This is a genomic window from Streptococcus sp. 596553, from assembly GCF_900411395.1.
GTDB classification, from domain to species: Bacteria; Bacillota; Bacilli; order Lactobacillales; family Streptococcaceae; genus Streptococcus; species Streptococcus mitis_BA.
Map to the genome: position 1 here is coordinate 20813 of NZ_OXCQ01000009.1, position 19389 is coordinate 40201.

Consider the following 19389-nt stretch of genomic DNA (forward strand, 5'->3'; position numbering starts at 1 on the left):
TTCATGGAAAAATGGAGAAAGTTTTCAGAAAAGAGAAAGAGAACCCGAAGGCTCTCTCATTCTCTTTTATTCTACTGTTTCTTCCACAGTTTCAACGGTAGCATCCACAACTACTTCTGTTGTTTCTTCATTTCCTTCTTCCTCTACTGGAGGATTAAGGTATTCTTCTTCGTTGATAGCATGTGGTTCAAGGTTACGGTAACGAGCCATACCAGTACCTGCTGGGATGATCTTACCGATGATAACATTTTCTTTAAGTCCAAGGAGATGGTCTTTCTTACCACGGATAGCTGCGTCAGTAAGGACACGAGTTGTTTCCTGGAAGGAAGCCGCTGACAAGAAACTGTTTGTTTCAAGTGAGGCTTTGGTAATTCCCATAAGAACTGGGCGACCTGTCGCTGGAACTCCACCTGCGATAAGAACATCTTTGTTGGCATCTGTAAAGTCATTGATATCCATGAGGGTACCCATGAGAAGGTCTGTGTCACCTGGATCCATGACACGGACTTTACGGATCATTTGACGAACCATTACCTCGATGTGTTTGTCACCGATTTCTACCCCTTGGCTACGGTAAACTTTTTGTACTTCGCCGAGAAGGTACGTTTCAACTGACAAGACATCACGGACTGCAAGGAGACGTTTTGGTTGGATAGAACCTTCTGTAAGAGCAGCACCACGCGCTACTTGGTCTCCAACTTCTACACGCATACGAGCGGTAAATGGAACGACGTACTCACCTTCACCAGTTTCACCCTTAACAAAGACTTTCTTGGTACGAGTTGATGCATCTTCTTCGATAGCGGTAACTTGTCCTTTAACCTCTGTGATAACCGCTTCCCCTTTAGGATTGCGGGCTTCAAAGATTTCTTGGACACGAGGAAGACCCTGAGTGATATCGGTATTTGAGGCAACCCCACCCGTGTGGAAGGTACGCATTGTAAGCTGTGTACCAGGTTCCCCGATAGATTGGGCAGCGATTGTACCAACTGCTTCACCAACTTCAACTGCATCACCAGTCGCCAAGTTGATACCGTAACAGTGACGGCAGACACCATGACGAGTGTTACATGTAAATACAGAGCGGATAGTCACTTCTTCCACACCAGCATTGACAATTTCACGCGCCTTGTCTTCTGTAATCAACTCATTTGGACCGATGATCACTGCACCAGTTTCAGGATGTTTAACAGTTTTCTTAGTGTAACGACCGTTGAGACGTTCTTCGAGAGACTCGATCATCTCTTTTCCTTCTGCGATAGAACGGATCAAGAGACCACGGTCAGTTCCACAGTCGTCCTCACGGATGATAACGTCTTGAGCAACGTCAACCAAACGACGAGTCAAGTAACCTGAGTCGGCTGTCTTAAGGGCCGTATCGGTCATACCTTTACGGGCACCGTGAGTTGAGAAGAACATTTCGAGTACTGACAAACCTTCGCGGAAGTTTGAAAGGATTGGCAATTCCATGATGCGTCCGTTCGGAGCAGCCATCAGACCACGCATACCGGCAAGCTGTGAGAAGTTTGAGATATTACCACGGGCTCCAGAGTCCATCATCATAACGATTGGGTTCTTAGGATCTTGGTTGGCAATCAAACGTTTCTCTAGTTTTTCACGGGCAGCACGCCATTCAGCTGTAACGGCATTGTAACGCTCGTCGTCTGTAATCATACCACGACGGAATTGTTTTGTGATTTGTTCTACACGTTTGTGTGATTCTTCAATGATTTCAGCCTTGTCATCAACGACTGGAATATCGGCAATACCCACTGTCAATCCTGCAAGAGTTGAGTGGTGGTAACCGAGGTTCTTCATACGGTCAAGTAGAGCAGAAGTTTCTGTCGTACGGAAACGTTTGAAGATTTCAGCGATGATATTTCCAAGATTTTTCTTCTTGAATGGAGGGTTGAGTTCAAGTTTGCTGATTGCTTCCTTGATATCTCCACCAAGTGGCAAGAAGTATTTAGCTGGAACACCTTCTGTCAAGTTGGCATTGTTTGGTTCTTGCAAGTATGGTAGACCCTCTGGCATGATGTCGTTGAAGAGGATTTTACCAACTGTTGTAAGCAAGACTTTATGTTTTTGCTCTTCTGTCCAAGGCTTGTTGAGGCTGTCTGTTGCGATACCAACACGTGAGTGGAGGTGAACATAACCATTGCGGTAAGCCATAACCGCTTCATCACGGTCCTTGAAGACCATTCCTTCACCTTCACGACCAGCTTCTTCCATGGTCAAGTAGTAGTTACCCAAAACCATGTCCTGAGATGGAGTAACAACTGGTTTACCGTCTTTCGGGTTCAAGATGTGCTCAGCAGCTAGCATCAAGATACGAGCTTCTGCTTGAGCTTCTTCTGAAAGCGGTACGTGGATGGCCATTTGGTCCCCGTCAAAGTCGGCATTGTAGGCTTCACAGACAAGCGGGTGCAAGCGAAGGGCCTTACCATCAATCAAGACTGGCTCGAAGGCTTGGATCCCCAAACGGTGAAGGGTCGGTGCGCGGTTCAAAAGTACTGGGTGTTCTTTGATCACTTCTTCAAGGATATCCCAGATACGCTCATCTCCGCGTTCTACCAAGCGTTTAGCCGCTTTGACGTTTTGCACGATATCACGGGCAACGATTTCACGCATCACGAATGGTTTAAAGAGCTCGATCGCCATTTCACGTGGCACACCACATTGGTACATCTTAAGAGTTGGACCAACGGCGATAACGGAACGTCCTGAGAAGTCAACACGTTTACCGAGCAAGTTTTGACGGAAGCGTCCTTGTTTACCTTTAAGCATGTGGCTCAATGATTTGAGTGGACGGCTACCTGGTCCTGTGATTGGACGACCACGACGACCATTGTCAATCAAAGCGTCAACCGCTTCTTGAAGCATACGCTTCTCATTTTGAACGATGATACCTGGTGCATTCAACTCGAGCAAACGAGCCAAACGGTTGTTACGGTTGATAACACGGCGGTAAAGGTCATTCAAGTCAGATGAGGCAAAACGGCCACCATCCAACTGCAACATTGGACGAAGATCTGGTGGAATAACTGGAAGGATGTTGAGAATCATCCATTCAGGTTTGTTTCCAGACTTGTAAAAGGCATCCAAAACATCCAAACGACGGATGGCTTTGACACGTTTTTGTCCAGTCGCTGTTTTCAACTCTTCTTTGAGTTCAGCAATTTCTTTTTCAAGATCTACTTGTTTTAAAAGGTCTTGGATAGCTTCGGCACCCATCTTGGCAACGAATGATCCATAACCATATTCACGCAAGCGTTCACGGTATTCGCGCTCTGTCATGATAGACTTGTGCTCCAGTGGTGTATCCTTAGGATCAATCACCACATAAGCCGCAAAGTAGATAACTTCCTCGAGGGCACGAGGGCTCATATCAAGGGTCAAGCCCATACGGCTTGGAATCCCCTTGAAGTACCAGATGTGAGATACAGGAGCTTTCAATTCGATATGTCCCATACGCTCACGACGAACTTTTGTACGCGTTACTTCAACCCCACAGCGGTCACAAACAATCCCTCTGTAACGAATGCGTTTGTACTTACCACAAGCACATTCCCAGTCTTTTGTAGGTCCAAAGATAACTTCATCAAAGAGACCTTCACGTTCTGGTTTCAAAGTACGGTAATTGATTGTTTCAGGTTTTTTGACTTCTCCATAAGACCATGAACGGACTTTGCTTGGAGAAGCTAGGGTGATTTGCATACTTTTAAAACGATTTACATCAACCACTATTTCTTCCCTTTCTATTCTAAGTGAACTGCTTATTCTTGTTCAGCAGCTTCTTCTGTTGCTTCCGCTTTTGTTGCTTTCTCAGCTTCTTCAGCTTCAAAGGCTGCTTTAGCCTCTTGGGCTGCTTTTTCGCGGGCTTTTTCAAGGTCATCTACGTGGATGACATCTTCGTCCATTCCTTCATCCAAGTCGCGAAGTTCCACTTCTTGGTCATCTTCGTCTAGGACACGCATGTCAAGACCAAGAGATTGCAATTCTTTGACAAGAACTCGGAAGGATTCTGGAACACCTGGTTTTGGAATTGGTTTTCCTTTTGTAATAGCTTCATAAGCTTTCAAACGTCCGTTGATATCGTCAGACTTGTAAGTCAAGATTTCTTGAAGGACATTTGATGCACCGTAGGCTTCAAGAGCCCAAACCTCCATCTCACCGAAACGTTGTCCACCAAACTGAGCTTTACCTCCGAGTGGTTGTTGGGTAACAGTTGAGTAAGGTCCGACTGAACGCGCGTGCAATTTATCATCAACCATGTGGTGGAGTTTGATCATGTACATGACTCCGACAGAAACACGGTTATCAAATGGTTCCCCAGTACGTCCATCGTAAAGGATTGTTTTGGCATCGCTATCCATACCTGCTTCTTTAACAGTTGACCAAAGGTCTTCAGAACTTGCTCCGTCAAAGACTGGTGTCGCGATGTGAATACCAAGAGTACGCGCCGCCATACCAAGGTGGAGCTCCATAACCTGACCGATATTCATACGTGATGGCACCCCAAGTGGGTTCAACATGATATCGACTGGAGTTCCATCTGGAAGGTAAGGCATGTCTTCTACAGGAACGATACGAGAGACAACCCCTTTATTTCCGTGACGTCCGGCCATCTTATCTCCGACCTTGATCTTACGTTTTTGAGCAATGTAGACGCGAACCAGCATGTTAACACCTGATTGCAGCTCATCTCCATTTGCACGTGTAAAGATCTTGACATCACGAACGACACCATCGGCACCGTGTGGTACACGAAGAGAAGTATCACGCACTTCACGAGACTTGTCTCCGAAAATAGCGTGCAAGAGACGTTCTTCAGCTGAAAGGTCCTTCTCACCCTTAGGTGTTACTTTACCTACAAGGATATCACCTTCTTTAACCTCAGCACCGATACGGATAATACCCATTTCGTCAAGGTCTTTAAGGGCATCTTCACCAACGTTTGGAATTTCACGAGTAATTTCTTCAGGCCCAAGCTTTGTATCGCGTGTTTCTGATTCGTATTCTTCAAGGTGAACAGATGTGTAGACATCGTCTTTCACCAAGCGTTCGCTCATGATAACGGCATCCTCGAAGTTGTAACCTTCCCATGTCATGTAGGCAACGATTGGGTTTTGTCCAAGCGCCATTTCTCCATTTTCCATAGAAGGTCCGTCAGCGATGAAATCGCCTTTTTCAACGACATCGCCAACTTTAACAAGCGTACGTTGGTTGTAAGCGGTACCTGAGTTTGAACGACGGAATTTTTGGATGTGGTAAACGTCCAATGAACCATCTTCACGACGAACTTCTACCTTGTCAGCATCTGCGTAAGTAACTTTACCATCATACTGAGCAATCACAGCAGCTCCTGAATCGTGGGCTGCTTGGTATTCCATACCAGTACCAACGTAAGGTGCCTGAGGATTGATCAATGGCACAGCCTGACGTTGCATGTTGGCTCCCATGAGGGCACGGTTGGAGTCATCGTTTTCCAAGAAAGGAATACATGCTGTCGCAACGGCAACTACCTGTTTTGGTGATACGTCCATGTAGTCAACAACATTCGCTGGATACTCTTGGTTGACCCCTTGGTGACGTCCCATGACAATCTTCTCAGCAAAGGTTCCATCTTCATTCAGACGAGAGTTTGCCTGAGCTACAGTATATTCATCTTCTTCATCGGCTGTCAACCAAACGATTTCGTTTGTAACAACGCCGGTTTCACGGTCAACCTTACGGTATGGTGTTTGAACAAAACCATACTTGTTCAAATGTCCGTAAGATGACAAGTTATTGATCAAACCGATGTTAGGTCCTTCAGGTGTCTCGATAGGACACATACGACCATAGTGAGTGTAGTGCACGTCACGTACTTCATATCCGGCACGGTCACGAGTCAAACCACCAGGTCCTAAGGCTGACAAACGGCGTTTGTGAGACAACTCAGAAAGTGGGTTGTGTTGGTCCATGAACTGTGACAACTGTGATGAACCAAAGAATTCTTTCACCGCAGCTGTTACAGGACGGATATTGATAATTTGTTGTGGTGTCAAGACTTCGTTATCTTGAACAGACATACGTTCACGGACATTACGTTCCATACGAGAAAGTCCAAGACGTACTTGGTTGGCAAGCAATTCACCAACCGCACGAATACGACGGTTTCCAAGGTGGTCGATATCATCTACACGGCCAAGTCCCTCAGCCAAGTTGAGGAAGTAGCTCATCTCAGCAAGGATATCAGCAGGAGTGACGATACGAACCTTGTCATCTGGATTAGCATTACCAATGATGGTTACAACACGGTCTGGATCAGTTGGTGCAACAACCTTGAATTTTTGAAGAACAACTGGCTCAGTCACAACCGCTGCATCATTCGGAATGTAAACAATCTTGTTCAAGTCACCATCCAAATGGCTTTCAATACTTTCAATCACGCTACGAGTCATGATTGTACCAGCTTCTACCAAGATTTCTCCTGTTTCAGGGTCTACCAATGGCTCAGCAATGGTTTGGTTGAGCAAACGTGTTTTAACATTGAGTTTTTTATTGATTTTGTAACGACCAACTGCTGCCAAGTCATAGCGACGTGGGTCAAAGAAGCGAGCTACAAGCAAGCTACGTGAGCTTTCAGCAGTCTTAGGCTCACCTGGACGGAGGCGTTCGTAAATTTCTTTCAAGGCTTCGTCGGTACGAGAGTCCATTGGGTTCTTGTGGATATCTTTTTCAACAGTGTTGCGAACCAATTCGCTGTCACCAAAGATATCAAAGATTTCATCATCACCTGAGAAACCAAGGGCACGAACCAAGGTCGTAAATGGAATCTTACGAGTACGGTCGATACGAGTGTAGGCGATGTCTTTTGAGTCGCTTTCAAGCTCCAACCAAGCTCCACGGTTAGGGATAACCGTTGAACCGTAGCCCACTTTACCGTTTTTATCAACTTTATCATTAAAGTAAACACCTGGTGAGCGAACCAACTGAGATACGATAATACGTTCACCACCATTGATAATGAAGGTACCCATTTCTGTCATGATTGGGAAATCACCAAAGAAAACTTCTTGAGTTTTGATTTCGCCTGTTTCTTTATTGATCAAGCGGAAGGTTACAAAAATTGGTGCTGAGTAGCTAGCATCGTGTATACGAGCTTCTTCTAGCGTGTATTTTGGTTCCTTGATTTCATATCCAACAAATTCCAACTCCATTGTGTCTGTGAAGTTTGAAATTGGCAATACATCTTCAAACACTTCCTTAAGACCATGGTCTAGGAAATCTTTGAATGAGTCAGTTTGAATTTCAATCAAATTTGGTAAGTCAAGAACTTCTTTGATTCTTGAAAAACTACGACGGGTACGATGTTTCCCGTATTGAACGTCATGTCCTGCCAAGATGATTCTCCTTTGTAAATAAGTTCCAAGCCTATCAATCAGGCTTTTCTAATCGTCATATGGTTGTAAAACCCCTATCACCGTGTCCTCTTGACGAATTTTCAGAATCTTTAAGTCTGTGTTACAAATACTCGAAATCCTGAAAAAAAGCACAAAAAGAGCAGCTAAATCTGACTTTTTCAGAAGATTTAACTGCTGTGAGCCTTGTCTGGACAATATTTCAGACAAAACCTACGACAAATGATTATTTACATTATACCCTATTTAGCTAGATTTTTCAAGGGGATTCAGTAGATTTTTGGTAATCTTTTTCCCATAGAAAACTTAGCATCACATTCGAATCACACTATAGTACAAAAAACTGAAAAAGCTATTGACTGAAAATCATTTTCAAGGTATAATAAGAAACGTTAAGGCGGTATAGCCAAGTGGTAAGGCACGGCTCTGCAAAAGCTTGATCGTCGGTTCAAATCCGTCTACCGCCTTCTATAACTTGATTTATCAGGTTTCAAATGAACAGAAAGCCCAATTTGAAGGGCTTTTTTTATTTTTTCTTCTGATAAATACGGATAGTTTTGGGGCAAGTTTGGGGCTGAGTTTTCCCAGAATACGACTTCCCTATGAATTAACCGAAATAGACTCCAGTCTCTCGTGCTCTTTGCTATAAAGTCATTAAAGAACCTTTGAAACTGAAAAAAGCTTCGTCACGCCTGGTGACAAAAGCCTCTAGTTTACTCTGTTTCTTCTTCTATTTCGACTTCTGTAATTTGGACTTTTACCTTGGTAACACGTCCATTTTTCACCTTATCATTGGTTAGGATAAGCTGTTTGTTTTGGCTGACTAATTCATAACTGAGTTTTTCAGTCGTTGGAATGGTTCCAATTCCTGTCAAATAATAACCAGCGATGGTATCAACGTCATCACTTTCCAGTTCAACATCAAAGTAATTATTGAAATCATTGAGGGTCATAGTTCCTTGAACAATATAGGTATCCTCGCCAATCTGATGAACATCTATTGCTGCTTTGTCCGTTTCATCATCGATTTCACCAACAATTTCCTCTAAAAGGTCTTCCAAGGTTACCAAACCAGCCATCCCACCGTATTCATCCAGCAAGATTGCCATTTGTCTTTGAGTGTTTCGCAATTCTTTTAGCAAGTCATCCACAAAAATAGTTTCAGGTACAAAAAGTGGATCTTGTAAGATTTTCTTCCAAACAATATTATCAAAACCGTCCACAAAACCAGCCTTAAGGAGACTCTTGGTGTGAATGATTCCAATTACATTGTCCTTATCCCCATCATAAACCGGGATACGAGAATAATTTTGTTTTAAAATACTTTGGATAATGGCTTGACTATCATCCTGAATATCCACCATAAAGGCATCCGTTCGAGGAACCATAACCTCTCGTGCCATCAGTTCATCGAGCGAAAAGACACCTTGTAGCATCTCAATCTCATCAGCATCCAATGTTTCTTCACTATTTGTCAGCATATAGGCAATTTCATCACGGGTCATCTTTTCATCCGCATCATCGAATGACATAGGAGTCAAATGGCTCAAGAAATTGGTCGAAGCAGCTAAAAGCCAAACAAAAGGACTGACTAGTTTTCCGATCCCAATGATAACCGGCGCTGTACGAATGGCCAAGGCATCCTTTAGATTAAGAGCGATTCTCTTAGGATATAATTCCCCAAAAACGATGGAAATATAGGTCAAAAATGCCAAGGATAGAAAAGTTGCCACGGCTTGTGCTGTTTCGCCATTCCCAAGCCAAGAGGCAATCACACGTCCTAGAGTATCAGCTAAACTCGCCCCTGATAAGATTGTAATCAGGGTGATTCCTACCTGAATGGTTGATAAAAAGTGGTTAGGATTTTCTAGTACCTTCAGCAGGCGGATGTAGCGTCTGTCTCCTTCTTCCGCCTTTTGTTCAACTCGGGCACGATTAAGAGAAACCATGGCCATTTCTGTGGCTGAGAAAAAGGCATTTAATACCGTCAAGATAAACAATAAAACAAATTGTAGCAACAAATTCTGACTACTTGGGTCTTCCATAGTTCTTCTCCTAAAATAGTATCTTATCCTTTATTATATCACAAAATCTAGTCCAGTACATATTATTTTTTATCAGTGTCTATTCTAGTTCTACTTAAATTGTCCAGAAAAGAACTCCTATATCCACAAGTGACATAGGAGTTTATTTCATATTTTACTGAGTTACAGTTACTTCTCCAGTTCGGTAATCCAGTTGAAGTCCCTTTTGAACATTGGGAACTAGAACATTGAATTCCAATTCTCCATCCGAAGACTTGGCTTCAATCTGTGAAGCTGAAGGAACTAAATCCTCGTTTGAAGCGTAGTAAAGGGTTACACGGTAACGGACACGCTTGTTTTTATCCAAGGCTTTACGCACCTTACTTTCATAGTAGTTTTGACCAGTCGAATCCTCGGCCTGCGCCTGATTTGCCCAGGCTGTCTGAACAGCAATGTTTTTAGGATTGCTTGTCGAGGCATCAAAACCATCCAAACCACCGATTAAGGCATAGCCTAACAAGTGACCTCTATCGACTGCATGGGTATAAGAGCCCTTTAGATTCTTGACCTGATGCCAACCTGGTGGAGTCCAAGAAGTCGAACCATTCCCGGTTTCTTCACGATTCTTGTACTGGCGAGTAGCCTTAGACAAGAGGGCATTAGCTACGGTTGGCACTGTTTCCTTGCCCACTGTCTTTGTCTTATTATCAGCGTAGGGCTTACTTGAAACCTTGGCATTTAGGTTTGTTTTATTACCATTGACGATAAAAGCACCAGCCCCGTTCCACTCCAGACTCCCTTTTATTTGGCTTTTGACTGCGTCTGTTAAGACACTTTCCGCCAATTCTTGACCAGGCGCGTCTGGTGATTGACTTTTCTGACTCATTTTTGTCTTAGCAGCCTGATTTCCTAGTTCAGTCTGCTTAATATAGTAGCTCCCCGCAGATAAGAGCAATAACACTAGCAAACCAATCAGTGTCTGTCTTGTTTTTTTGTTCATATTTCTCCTTATCTTTAGAAAAAGGCTGGTCTCCCAGCCTAATTTCCTGTAAATTTATGAATCAATTCCTGCCATTTTGCTGGAGACAGGATAGCCCACGGATCTTGACCCTTGCCCAAGATTCCATAACCGACCATTAAACCGATTCCTAGGGCTAGAACGCCTAAAATCAGTACTATGATGACTAAAAGTAAACGCTTGACTACGTAGCTTGATTTCTTATTCATCTTCATCACTTGCCTCAATCCGCTGAATCTTAGCACCTAACTGCGCCAATTTCTCATGGAAACGGTAGTAGCCTCTATCCAAGTGAACCAATTTACCAACTACAGTTTCTCCCTGTGCTACCAAACCTGTCAAAATCAAGGCTGCACTGGCACGAAGGTCAGTAGAAAGAACTTCCGCTCCCTGCAAAGGTTGCCCACCAACAATACGAGCTGTATCACGGATAATCTCCGAGTGTAAGCCCATACGACGCATTTCTTCTAGGTGTTGGAAACGATTTTCGAAAACTGTCTCCACCATGGTTGATTCGCCTTTTGCAACTGTCATCAAGGCTGTAAATTGAGCCTGCATATCTGTTGGAAATCCTGGGTGGGGCAAGGTTTTCACATGGACAGCTTTTAGATTTTCTAGTTGAGAGCGAACGCGAATTCCTTCCGTCTCCTCCGTCACTTCCACTCCCATTTCAAGCAATTTGGCAATCAAGGGACGGTTGTGCTCCCAAACAGCGTCTTTAATCAAGACATCACCACCAGTCATGGCAGCAGCTACCATAAAGGTTCCTGCTTCGATACGGTCTTGGACTACATTGTGAGTCGTACCATGAAGTTTCTCAACACCAGTAATGGTAATGGTCTCTGTACCAGCACCCTTAACCTTGGCTCCCATTTCATTGAGGAGAATGGCTAGGTCCACAATCTCAGGCTCACGCGCAGCATTTTCAATCACTGTCACCCCATCAGCTAGAGTTGCAGCCATCATCAAGTTCTGCGTAGCACCAACACTTGGAAAGTCCATATAGATATGGGCACCGTGTAAGCGATCAGCCTTGGCTTCGATGTAACCAGCTGTCTGGCTAATCTTAGCCCCCATAGCTTCCAGACCTTTCAAATGAAGATCAATAGGACGGCTACCAATCGTACAACCACCTGGCATGGATACCTTAGCATGACCTACACGGGCAAGAATTGGTCCCAAGACAACGATGGAGGCGCGCATCTTGCTGACATACTTATAAGGGGCTTCCTCAGTGATGTCGCCAGTAGCATCCACCTCGACAAGATGAGCCTCCTCATCAAAGTCAACCTTGGCATTCAAACCACCAACCACCTGATTCATAATAAAGACATCCGACAAGATCGGTACATTCTGTAAGACTGTCTTTCCTTCACTTGCTAGAATAGTCGCTGCCAACAAGGGCAAGACTGCATTCTTTGCTCCGTCGATAGTAACACTTCCTACCAGACGATTATCGCCACCTTGAACCACAATTTTGTCCATACTCGTTTCCTTTACTCTTGATTTTATAATAGTCCTCTAAGCGCTTCTTGCCACAACTGATACAGGCTAATAAAGAAAGAACTCAGGATGTAGCCCATGACAATGCTGAAAAAACCTACTAATAAACGAACTTTTCTTGTATTCTCAGCTGTCACTTTTAAAACCTTTTCCCATCTAACAAGATCCTTTAAAAGGTAAAAACTCACATAAATAAAGAGCATATGACTGCTTAGAGTGAATAATAATTGAACCATTTGACTATTATACCATCTTCTCTGTTTGTGCGCTAGTTTGGAAATCCCCCTCAAAATCTAGGGATTGTTTTTCAAGTAATCAATTGCATCTTGTAGGGTTTTAACAGGCACGATTTTCATATCTGTCTTGATTGTTTTAGCCGCTTCTAGGGCTGTTTGGTAATTGTTTTTGGCATCTGGATGCGCTTTTTGTTCTTCTTCGCCAACAGGGTTATCAGGAGCAAAGAAAATCGCGGCACCTTCTCTAGCCGAAGCTACAACTTTCTTATCAATACCTCCAATGTCCCCCACATTCCCATCGCGGTCAATGGTTCCTGTACCGGCAACGATACGACCATTACGAAGGCCAGGGTCAGCTATTTGAGTATAGATGGCCAGACTAAACATGAGACCTGCACTTGGACCACCGATACCAGCTGTTGAAAAGCGAATTGGGACATCACTGGTCACTTCTGTACGGTCAATCAAACCGATTCCAATCCCATTTTTGCCATTTTCTAGAGTAATGATTTTTCCTTCTGCAGACTTGGTTTGCCCATCCTCTTCATAGGTGACCTTGACGGAGTCCCCTAGTTTTTGAGAATTGACGTAATCAATCAAATCTTTGGAACTATCAAAGGTCTGATCATTGACTGCTGTAACTGTATCAGAGATGTTGAGAATCCCTTTAAAGGTCGAATTATCCGTTACAGTCAAGACATAAACCCCAAGGTATTTGAGTTCGATATCCTTACCAGCTGTTTTTAGACCTTGATACTTGGCCATATTTTGTGATGTTTGCATGTAGAATTGATTGATTCGCATAAATTCAACATCGGAAGTTCCACCTGTGGTCTCCTGAGCACTACGAATATCTGTAAAAGGCGTCAACCAAGCATAAACCATATGGGCTAAAGTGGCATGCTGGACACCAACCGTAACGAATTGATAGGCCCCAGCCGCCTGATCTTCTGTGTCATTTACTTTAAGGACTTGGCGAATATCTTCCGAACCACCTGGAACCTCTATATAGTAGGGCAAGGGCACTACAAATGCCAAGAAAGTCACAATCAAGGCCGCAATGACATATAAGGGCCATCTAATCTTTTTTTTCATTTCTTAATTTCCTCCAAAATACTCTCAGGAACATAGCAGGCAACATCCTGACCAAACTTCAAAAGCTCTCGAACGCCCGATGAACTGATATAGAGATGTTCAGGTCGGCTATGTAAATAAATGGTCTCTATATCAGGAGACAGCTGATGGTTGTAGTAATCAAAACTGGCTTCGTATTGCAAATCCGCTGCATTCCTCAAACCCCGCACTAGGCAAGTAGCTCCCAGTCTTTTTGCGATATCAACCACCAATTCATCATGAGAAGACACAACTTCAACATTTTCCAAATGTTTCAAAGCCGTTTCTAGCCCTCGTTTACGATTTTCGATAGGGAGAAATCCTTGTTTGTGAGGATTAAAAAAAATACCGACATAGAGCTTATCAAAGAGTTTGCTAGCCCGTTCAATGATATCCAGATGCCCATTTGTCATCGGATCAAATGAGCCTGTGAATAAGCCAATCTTATCTGACATAGACTGTCACCTTACTAATTCCATAAATCTTTTCCTTCCAGATACCAAGACAGGCAATTTCTTCTGGAAGTTCAACGGCCTTATCCGTCTCACACACGACCATGACATCTTCAGAAAAAAGCTCCCTCTCAGCCATTTTTTCAATATCTGCTACGATTTGTTCCTTGGCATAAGGAGGGTCTAAGAAAATGAGGTCGAATTCGCCAGATACCTGTTCCAGTGCCCTTTCTGCATCCATCTTGAGGAGTTGAAATTTCCCAACTTCCTTGCTCATCTGAATATTTTCAGCCACGATAGCCTGTGCCTTACGGTCTCGCTCCACCAAAACAGCGCTGGACATGCCACGCGATACTGCCTCGATAGATAAACCACCACTACCTGCATACAGGTCCAAGACTCGTCCCCCTTCAAAGTAGGGACCAATCATGTTAAAAATGGCTCCCCTAACCTTATCCGAAGTAGGTCTTGTCGTCTTTCCTTCTAGTGTCTTGAGGGGACGTCCCCCATAGATTCCTGATACGATTTTCATACCGTTTATTATACCAAATTATGGGCGAAAAGAGAAAGAAAACCGAACCTTGCGGTTCGATTCTCTATAAAATATTTTCGTAAGTATCGCGAACTTCTTGAGGCCAAACACTTGTTTGCACTTCTCCGATGTGTTTCTTGCGAAGTAGAAACATAGCCATCCGAGATTGTCCAATTCCTCCACCGATTGTCAATGGGAATAGGCCATTCAACAGAGCCTTGTGCCATTCCAATTCCAAGCGGTCTTCATCACCTGTGATGGCAACCTGACGGCGAAGCGTTTCTTCATCGACACGGATTCCCATAGAAGACAATTCAAAGGCTCCACCTAGAGACTCATTCCAAACAAGAATATCACCATTTAGACCCTTGTAGCCATTTTCAGATTCGCTTGTCCAGTCATCATAGTCTGGTGCACGTCCATCGTGCGGTTTACCATCTGGCAACTCGCCACCGATACCAATCAAAAAGACGGCTCCAAATTCTTTACAGATAGCATTTTCACGCTCTTTTGGTGTCAAGTCTGGGTAGCGTTCTACCAACTCTTCTGTGTGGATAAAGGTGATTTGTTTTGGCAAGATAGATTCGATGTCATAGCGGGCTTCAACAGCTAGCTCTGTCAGGCGAATAGCCTTGTAAATCTTCTCAACTGTTTCTTTTAGATAAGCGATGTTACGCTTACCATTTGGGATAACCTTCTCCCAGTCCCACTGGTCAACATAAACAGAGTGGGTCGCATCAAGCGAATCTTCGTCTGGACGAAGGGCCTTCATGTGGACGAAAAGACCTTCACCTTCACCGAAACCAAAACGAGCCAAGGTATGGCGTTTCCATTTAGCAAGGGAGTGCACCACTTCATAAGTAGCATCAGGGATTTGGAGAACCTTGACCGATACGGCGTTCTCCACACCTGATAAGTTATCCTGCATCCCATCGCCGACCCTGCTCAAGATAGGACCTTGAACTTCGACAACTTCTAACTTATCTTTCAAATACTGGGTAAAAGTGTTTTTGACAAAGGAAATTTCTTCTTGTTGGTGGATAAAACTTTTCTTCATAAACTACTCCTCAAAAATTAGTTAAAAGCATTATACACCTATTTCCAAGAAAAGAAAAGAGAAAATTTAAAAAAATCAGTGTCACTCAAAACACTGATTTCATAGACCTTTTAGTCATTGCGACCGAAGATACGTAGAATACTTAGGAAAAGATTGATAAAATCAAGATAGATGCTGAGAGCCATTGACACAACCCAACCTGTCGCTACACGACCTTGTGATTGTTCATAGGCAAGGCGAATTTTTTGGTTATCCCAAGCAATCAACCCAGAGAAGACCAAGACCATGGCTACGCTGATCATATAATCAAAGAAACCGCTAGCCAAGAAAATATTGACTACCATAGCAATCAGTAAACCAATGAGAGCTGCCATCATTGCTCGACCAAGGCCACTCAAGTCTTTCTTGGTGAAGATACCAACTGCCGCCATGACAAAGAAGAGAAGGGCGCTCGATACAAAGGCAGATAAAACTGTACCCGGAGTATAGAAAGCCACCACAAAACTAAGGGTAAAGCCGTTTAATACTGAGTAAAGTAAAAATACTGGAAGAGCCGCTGGACTATTCTTTGAAGCCATACTGCTGGCAACGAAAACCAAGGCCAACTCCGCAAAAGTAGCAACGGTCAACCAGAGACGCCCCTGCATCAAAAAGTAAAGCAACTGAGACTGAAAGACCGTCAACATAAGGCCCGATACCAAAGCAGATAGTCCGATTCCCAGACCAACAAAGGCATAAACCTTAGCGTAAAATTGATTGAGACCTGCACGGTCACTTATAATAGTGTGATTCATCCTTTTCTCCTTTTCTATGAACATCTTTCCTTGATTATAACAAAAAAAGTTAAAATTAGCTTAAATGGAAGATTAAAATACCGGCTGCAACCGCAACATTCAAACTCTCAGCCTGCCCCTTCATACTAATATGGACCAACTGGTCTGCACTTTCAGCCATGAGGGGACTAATTCCTTGTCCCTCATTTCCCATGACTAGTACAAAATTTTCTTTAGGAGGCAGTTCTCTGTAATCAACAGAATCTTTAGATAGGGTTGTTGCCAGCACTGGGATAGCTGCTTCCTTAGCTTCCTCGAGAAGCGCTTGACTAGACATCCGGTAAATAGGCAGATGAAAATGACTGCCTTGCATCGAACGTAAGGTCTTGAGACTGTAGATATCTGCCGATTTATCTGAAACAATCACTCCAGTAAAACCTGCTGCATCCGCAGTCCGAATGATCGTTCCCACATTCCCAGGATCTTGCACATCTTCCAAAAACAAGAACTTGCCCTGACTCAAGTCAGCTTGCCCTACTTCTTCTTTTTGAACCACCGCAACAATGCCCTGTGGAGTCTGAGAATCCGCCAAATCTAGCAAAATATCCTCTGAAACCCAGACAGTTTGCGGAAAAGCAGCTAACTGATTTCGGTAATTTTCTAGGGCAAAGATTTTCTCAATCGTAACTCCAGCTTGGACAGCTTCTTCAAACAAGTGCCAGCCTTCAATCAAATAGGCAGACTTGCGGTATTTTTTTTGGTGTAATTTCTTGGCATTTTTTACCACAGAATTGGCTTTTGAGGTTATAATAGTCATAGAAATATTATAACACAATCAAAGGGGTTTGGTATGCAAAAGGTTAGAATGATTGCCCAAGGTAGGGTGCAAGGAGTCGGCTTTCGTTGGGGTGTTTACAGCTTGGCACTTGAAATTGGTGGCATCACAGGTCGGGTATGGAATAACGACGACGGAACAGTAGAAATATTAGCCCAAGCAGACTCATCTGCTACCATGGCAAAATTTATCCAAGAAATCCGAAAAGGACCAACACCTTTTTCAAAAGTCAGCTACTTAGATGTCAAACTGAGCAACTTTCCTCCCTACTCTGATTTTAAAATCGCAAATTAGGTCTCCAGAACTATTGTATATTTTGTAAAAAAACAGTAGAATAGAAAGGTATAATTTTTAAAGAAGGAATAAAAACAGTGAAATCTATTAAACGTTTTGCACTCTCTGCTATGGGAGTGGCTATGTTGCTAGTCTTAACTGGCTGTGTCAATGTCGATAAAGCCACAGGTCAGCCAACAGGATTTATTTGGAATACGATCGGAGCGCCTATGGCTGAAGCCATCAAGTACTTCGCTACTGATAAAGGTCTAGGCTTCGGTGTCGCTATCATCATCGTAACTATTATCGTGCGCTTGATTATCTTGCCACTTGGTATCTACCAATCATGGAAGGCAACGCTTCACTCTGAAAAGATGAACGCCCTCAAGCACGTCCTTGAGCCACATCAAACTCGTCTCAAGGAAGCGACTACTCAAGAAGAAAAACTCGAAGCCCAACAAGCTCTCTTTGCCGCTCAAAAAGAACACGGCATCAGCATGTTTGGTGGTGTAGGATGTTTCCCTATCCTCCTTCAAATGCCTTTCTTCTCTGCTATCTACTTTGCTGCCCAACATACTGAAGGGGTTGCTCAAGCAAGCTACCTAGGCATTCCTCTAGGTTCTCCAAGTATGATTTTGGTTGCCTTCGCTGGTATTCTTTACTATCTTCAATCGCTCCTTTCACTTCACGGAGTAGAAGATGAAATGCAAAGAGAACAAATCAAGAAAATGATTTACATGAGCCCACTCATGATCGTCGTCTTCTCCCTTTTCTCACCAGCTAGTGTCACACTTTACTGGGTTGTCGGTGGTTTCATGATGATTCTCCAACAGTTTATCGTCAACTATATCGTTCGTCCAAAACTTCGCAAAAAAGTCCGTGAAGAACTGGCGAAGAACCCACCAAAAGCAAGTGCTTTCTCTAAACCAAGTGGACGAAAAGACGTTACCCCTGAACAACCAACTGCTATCACAAGCAAGAAAAAACACAAAAATCGCAACGTTGGAAAACAACGTTCGAGATAAGAAGAAAAAGGCTTAGCTGATTTGCTAAGTCTTTTTTGCAAGTCATACTCTTCGAAAATCTCTTCAAGCCACGTCAGCTTCGCCTTGCCGTATGTATGGCTACTGACTTCGTCAGTTCTATTCACAACCTCAAAACAGTGTTTTGAGCTAACTTCGTCAGTTCTATCTACAACCTCAAAACCATGTTTTGAGCAGCCTGCGGCTAGCTTCCTAGTTTGCTCTTTGATTTTCATTGAGTATCAAAAGCCCGATGTTTCCATCAGGCTTCTTTTTTATCCATGTACACGTTTCATATAGTCTTGATAACTTTCGGTATCCATGAGTTTTTTAGCGTTCTTTACGCGATCTGCTGTTGGTGGTTTAACTCCTTCAAGTGAATATGGGATTCCCAATTCACGCCATTTGAATTCTCCCATGGTGTGATAAGGTAGAATTTCAAACTTATCAACATTTTTGAGGGTCTTGACGAACTTACCAAGTTCAATCAAGTCATCATCTCTATCTGTCAATCCTGGAACTAGCACGTGGCGAATCCAGACAGGTTTTCCAATATCTGATAGATACTGGGCACAAGCCAAGATATTTTTATTGGTTTGGCTAGTAACAAACTTGTGCTGTTCTTCGTTGATTTCCTTGATATCCAAAAGAACCAAGTCAGTGACAGCCATGAGTTTGTCAAACTTCTCAAGGTAACGTGGTTTATTACGGAAAGGAAGGGCACAGGTGTCCAAGGTACAGTGGATTCCTTGTTCCTTAGCCTTGGTGAAGAGGGCAATCAGGAAATCAATCTGCAAGAGGGCTTCTCCTCCACTAACTGTAATCCCACCCTTATTTCCCCAGAAACCGCGGTAGCGCAAGGCCTCTGTCAAAACATCATCTACCGTCCGTTCACGTGACTTATTGGACTCCATAGCCCAAGTGTCCGGGTTGTGGCAATACTGGCAACGCATGTGACAGCCCTGCAAAAAGACAATAAAGCGAATACCAGGCCCATCTACTGACCCAAAGCTTTCTGTCGAATGCACCATTCCTGTCACTTGTCCATAATCAATTGTTTCTTCAGACATATCGTTACCTTCCTTGAAAACGTTTTATAGTTTTATTATATCACGACTTGAAGGAAAAACAAGATTTTTGCCTAT

Annotated in this window: 14 protein-coding genes, 1 tRNA gene and 1 pseudogene; 3 read left to right on the forward strand and 13 right to left on the reverse strand. The window is 43.4% G+C overall.

What is annotated here, in order from left to right:
• Nucleotides 1-66 precede the first annotated feature (66 nt).
• Together rpoC and rpoB are read right to left on the reverse strand one after the other, a co-directional pair.
• Nucleotides 67-3744: a DNA-directed RNA polymerase subunit beta' gene (gene rpoC / locus DSY56_RS08700; protein ID WP_200832421.1), complete on the reverse strand. Its 3678-nt coding sequence runs from the start codon at nt 3742-3744 to the stop codon at nt 67-69.
• A 32-nt stretch (nt 3745-3776) separates the two neighbouring features.
• Nucleotides 3777-7388 (reverse strand): DNA-directed RNA polymerase subunit beta, encoded by a 3612-nt coding sequence (gene rpoB, locus DSY56_RS08705; RefSeq protein ID WP_050208230.1) that lies wholly within the window; start codon nt 7386-7388, stop codon nt 3777-3779.
• A gap of 414 nt (nt 7389-7802) precedes the next feature.
• Here rpoB and DSY56_RS08710 point away from each other — a divergent pair.
• A tRNA-Cys gene (locus DSY56_RS08710) sits at nt 7803-7873 on the forward strand.
• Nucleotides 7874-8119: 246 nt separating this feature from the next.
• Here the strand turns inward: DSY56_RS08710 and DSY56_RS08715 are convergent.
• From DSY56_RS08715 to DSY56_RS08770, 10 genes and pseudogenes are all read right to left on the reverse strand, one after another.
• Nucleotides 8120-9451, reverse strand: a complete 1332-nt coding sequence (locus DSY56_RS08715) for a hemolysin family protein (protein ID WP_112445120.1) — start codon at nt 9449-9451, stop codon at nt 8120-8122.
• 154 nt (nt 9452-9605) lie between these two features.
• The gene (locus DSY56_RS08720) at nt 9606-10430 is read right to left on the reverse strand and encodes a DNA/RNA non-specific endonuclease (RefSeq protein WP_112445122.1); all 825 of its coding nucleotides are present in this window, start codon (nt 10428-10430) and stop codon (nt 9606-9608) included.
• Between the two features lie 38 nt (nt 10431-10468).
• Nucleotides 10469-10657 (reverse strand): DNA-directed RNA polymerase subunit beta, encoded by a 189-nt coding sequence (locus DSY56_RS08725; protein ID WP_025169706.1) that lies wholly within the window; start codon nt 10655-10657, stop codon nt 10469-10471.
• The gene (gene murA / locus DSY56_RS08730; RefSeq protein WP_112445124.1) at nt 10650-11933 is read right to left on the reverse strand and encodes a UDP-N-acetylglucosamine 1-carboxyvinyltransferase; all 1284 of its coding nucleotides are present in this window, start codon (nt 11931-11933) and stop codon (nt 10650-10652) included. The genes DSY56_RS08725 and murA overlap by 8 nt, the downstream gene beginning before the upstream one ends.
• A 23-nt stretch (nt 11934-11956) precedes the next feature.
• The gene (locus DSY56_RS08735; RefSeq protein WP_078135418.1) at nt 11957-12187 is read right to left on the reverse strand and encodes a DUF1146 family protein; all 231 of its coding nucleotides are present in this window, start codon (nt 12185-12187) and stop codon (nt 11957-11959) included.
• A 57-nt stretch (nt 12188-12244) separates the two neighbouring features.
• Nucleotides 12245-13755 (reverse strand): annotated as a pseudogene (locus DSY56_RS08740) (SepM family pheromone-processing serine protease).
• A complete protein-coding gene (rsmD, locus tag DSY56_RS08750) occupies nt 13745-14284 on the reverse strand; it encodes a 16S rRNA (guanine(966)-N(2))-methyltransferase RsmD (protein ID WP_112445130.1) in 540 nt (179 codons plus the stop codon). The pseudogene DSY56_RS08740 and the gene rsmD overlap by 11 nt, the downstream one beginning before the upstream one ends.
• 64 nt (nt 14285-14348) lie before the next feature.
• Nucleotides 14349-15341 (reverse strand): aspartate--ammonia ligase, encoded by a 993-nt coding sequence (gene asnA, locus DSY56_RS08755; RefSeq protein WP_000748003.1) that lies wholly within the window; start codon nt 15339-15341, stop codon nt 14349-14351.
• Between the two features lie 110 nt (nt 15342-15451).
• Nucleotides 15452-16135, reverse strand: a complete 684-nt coding sequence (locus DSY56_RS08765; protein ID WP_112445132.1) for a Bax inhibitor-1/YccA family protein — start codon at nt 16133-16135, stop codon at nt 15452-15454.
• A gap of 55 nt (nt 16136-16190) precedes the next feature.
• Complete coding sequence (locus DSY56_RS08770) at nt 16191-16931, reverse strand: TrmH family RNA methyltransferase (protein WP_112445134.1); 741 nt, start codon at nt 16929-16931, stop codon at nt 16191-16193.
• Between the two features lie 33 nt (nt 16932-16964).
• Between DSY56_RS08770 and DSY56_RS08775 the strand changes: the two genes are divergently transcribed.
• Together DSY56_RS08775 and yidC are read left to right on the forward strand one after the other, a co-directional pair.
• Nucleotides 16965-17243 carry an acylphosphatase gene (locus DSY56_RS08775; RefSeq protein WP_112445136.1) on the forward strand — a complete coding sequence of 93 codons (279 nt, stop codon included), beginning with the start codon at nt 16965-16967 and terminating at the stop codon, nt 17241-17243.
• A 77-nt stretch (nt 17244-17320) separates the two neighbouring features.
• The gene (gene yidC, locus DSY56_RS08780; protein ID WP_112445138.1) at nt 17321-18247 is read left to right on the forward strand and encodes a membrane protein insertase YidC; all 927 of its coding nucleotides are present in this window, start codon (nt 17321-17323) and stop codon (nt 18245-18247) included.
• A 272-nt stretch (nt 18248-18519) separates the two neighbouring features.
• Here yidC and pflA read toward each other — a convergent pair whose 3' ends face one another.
• On the reverse strand, nt 18520-19314 hold the full coding sequence (gene pflA / locus DSY56_RS08790) for a pyruvate formate-lyase-activating protein (RefSeq protein ID WP_033687308.1): 795 nt from the start codon (nt 19312-19314) through the stop codon (nt 18520-18522).
• Between the last annotated feature and the right edge of the window lie 75 nt (nt 19315-19389).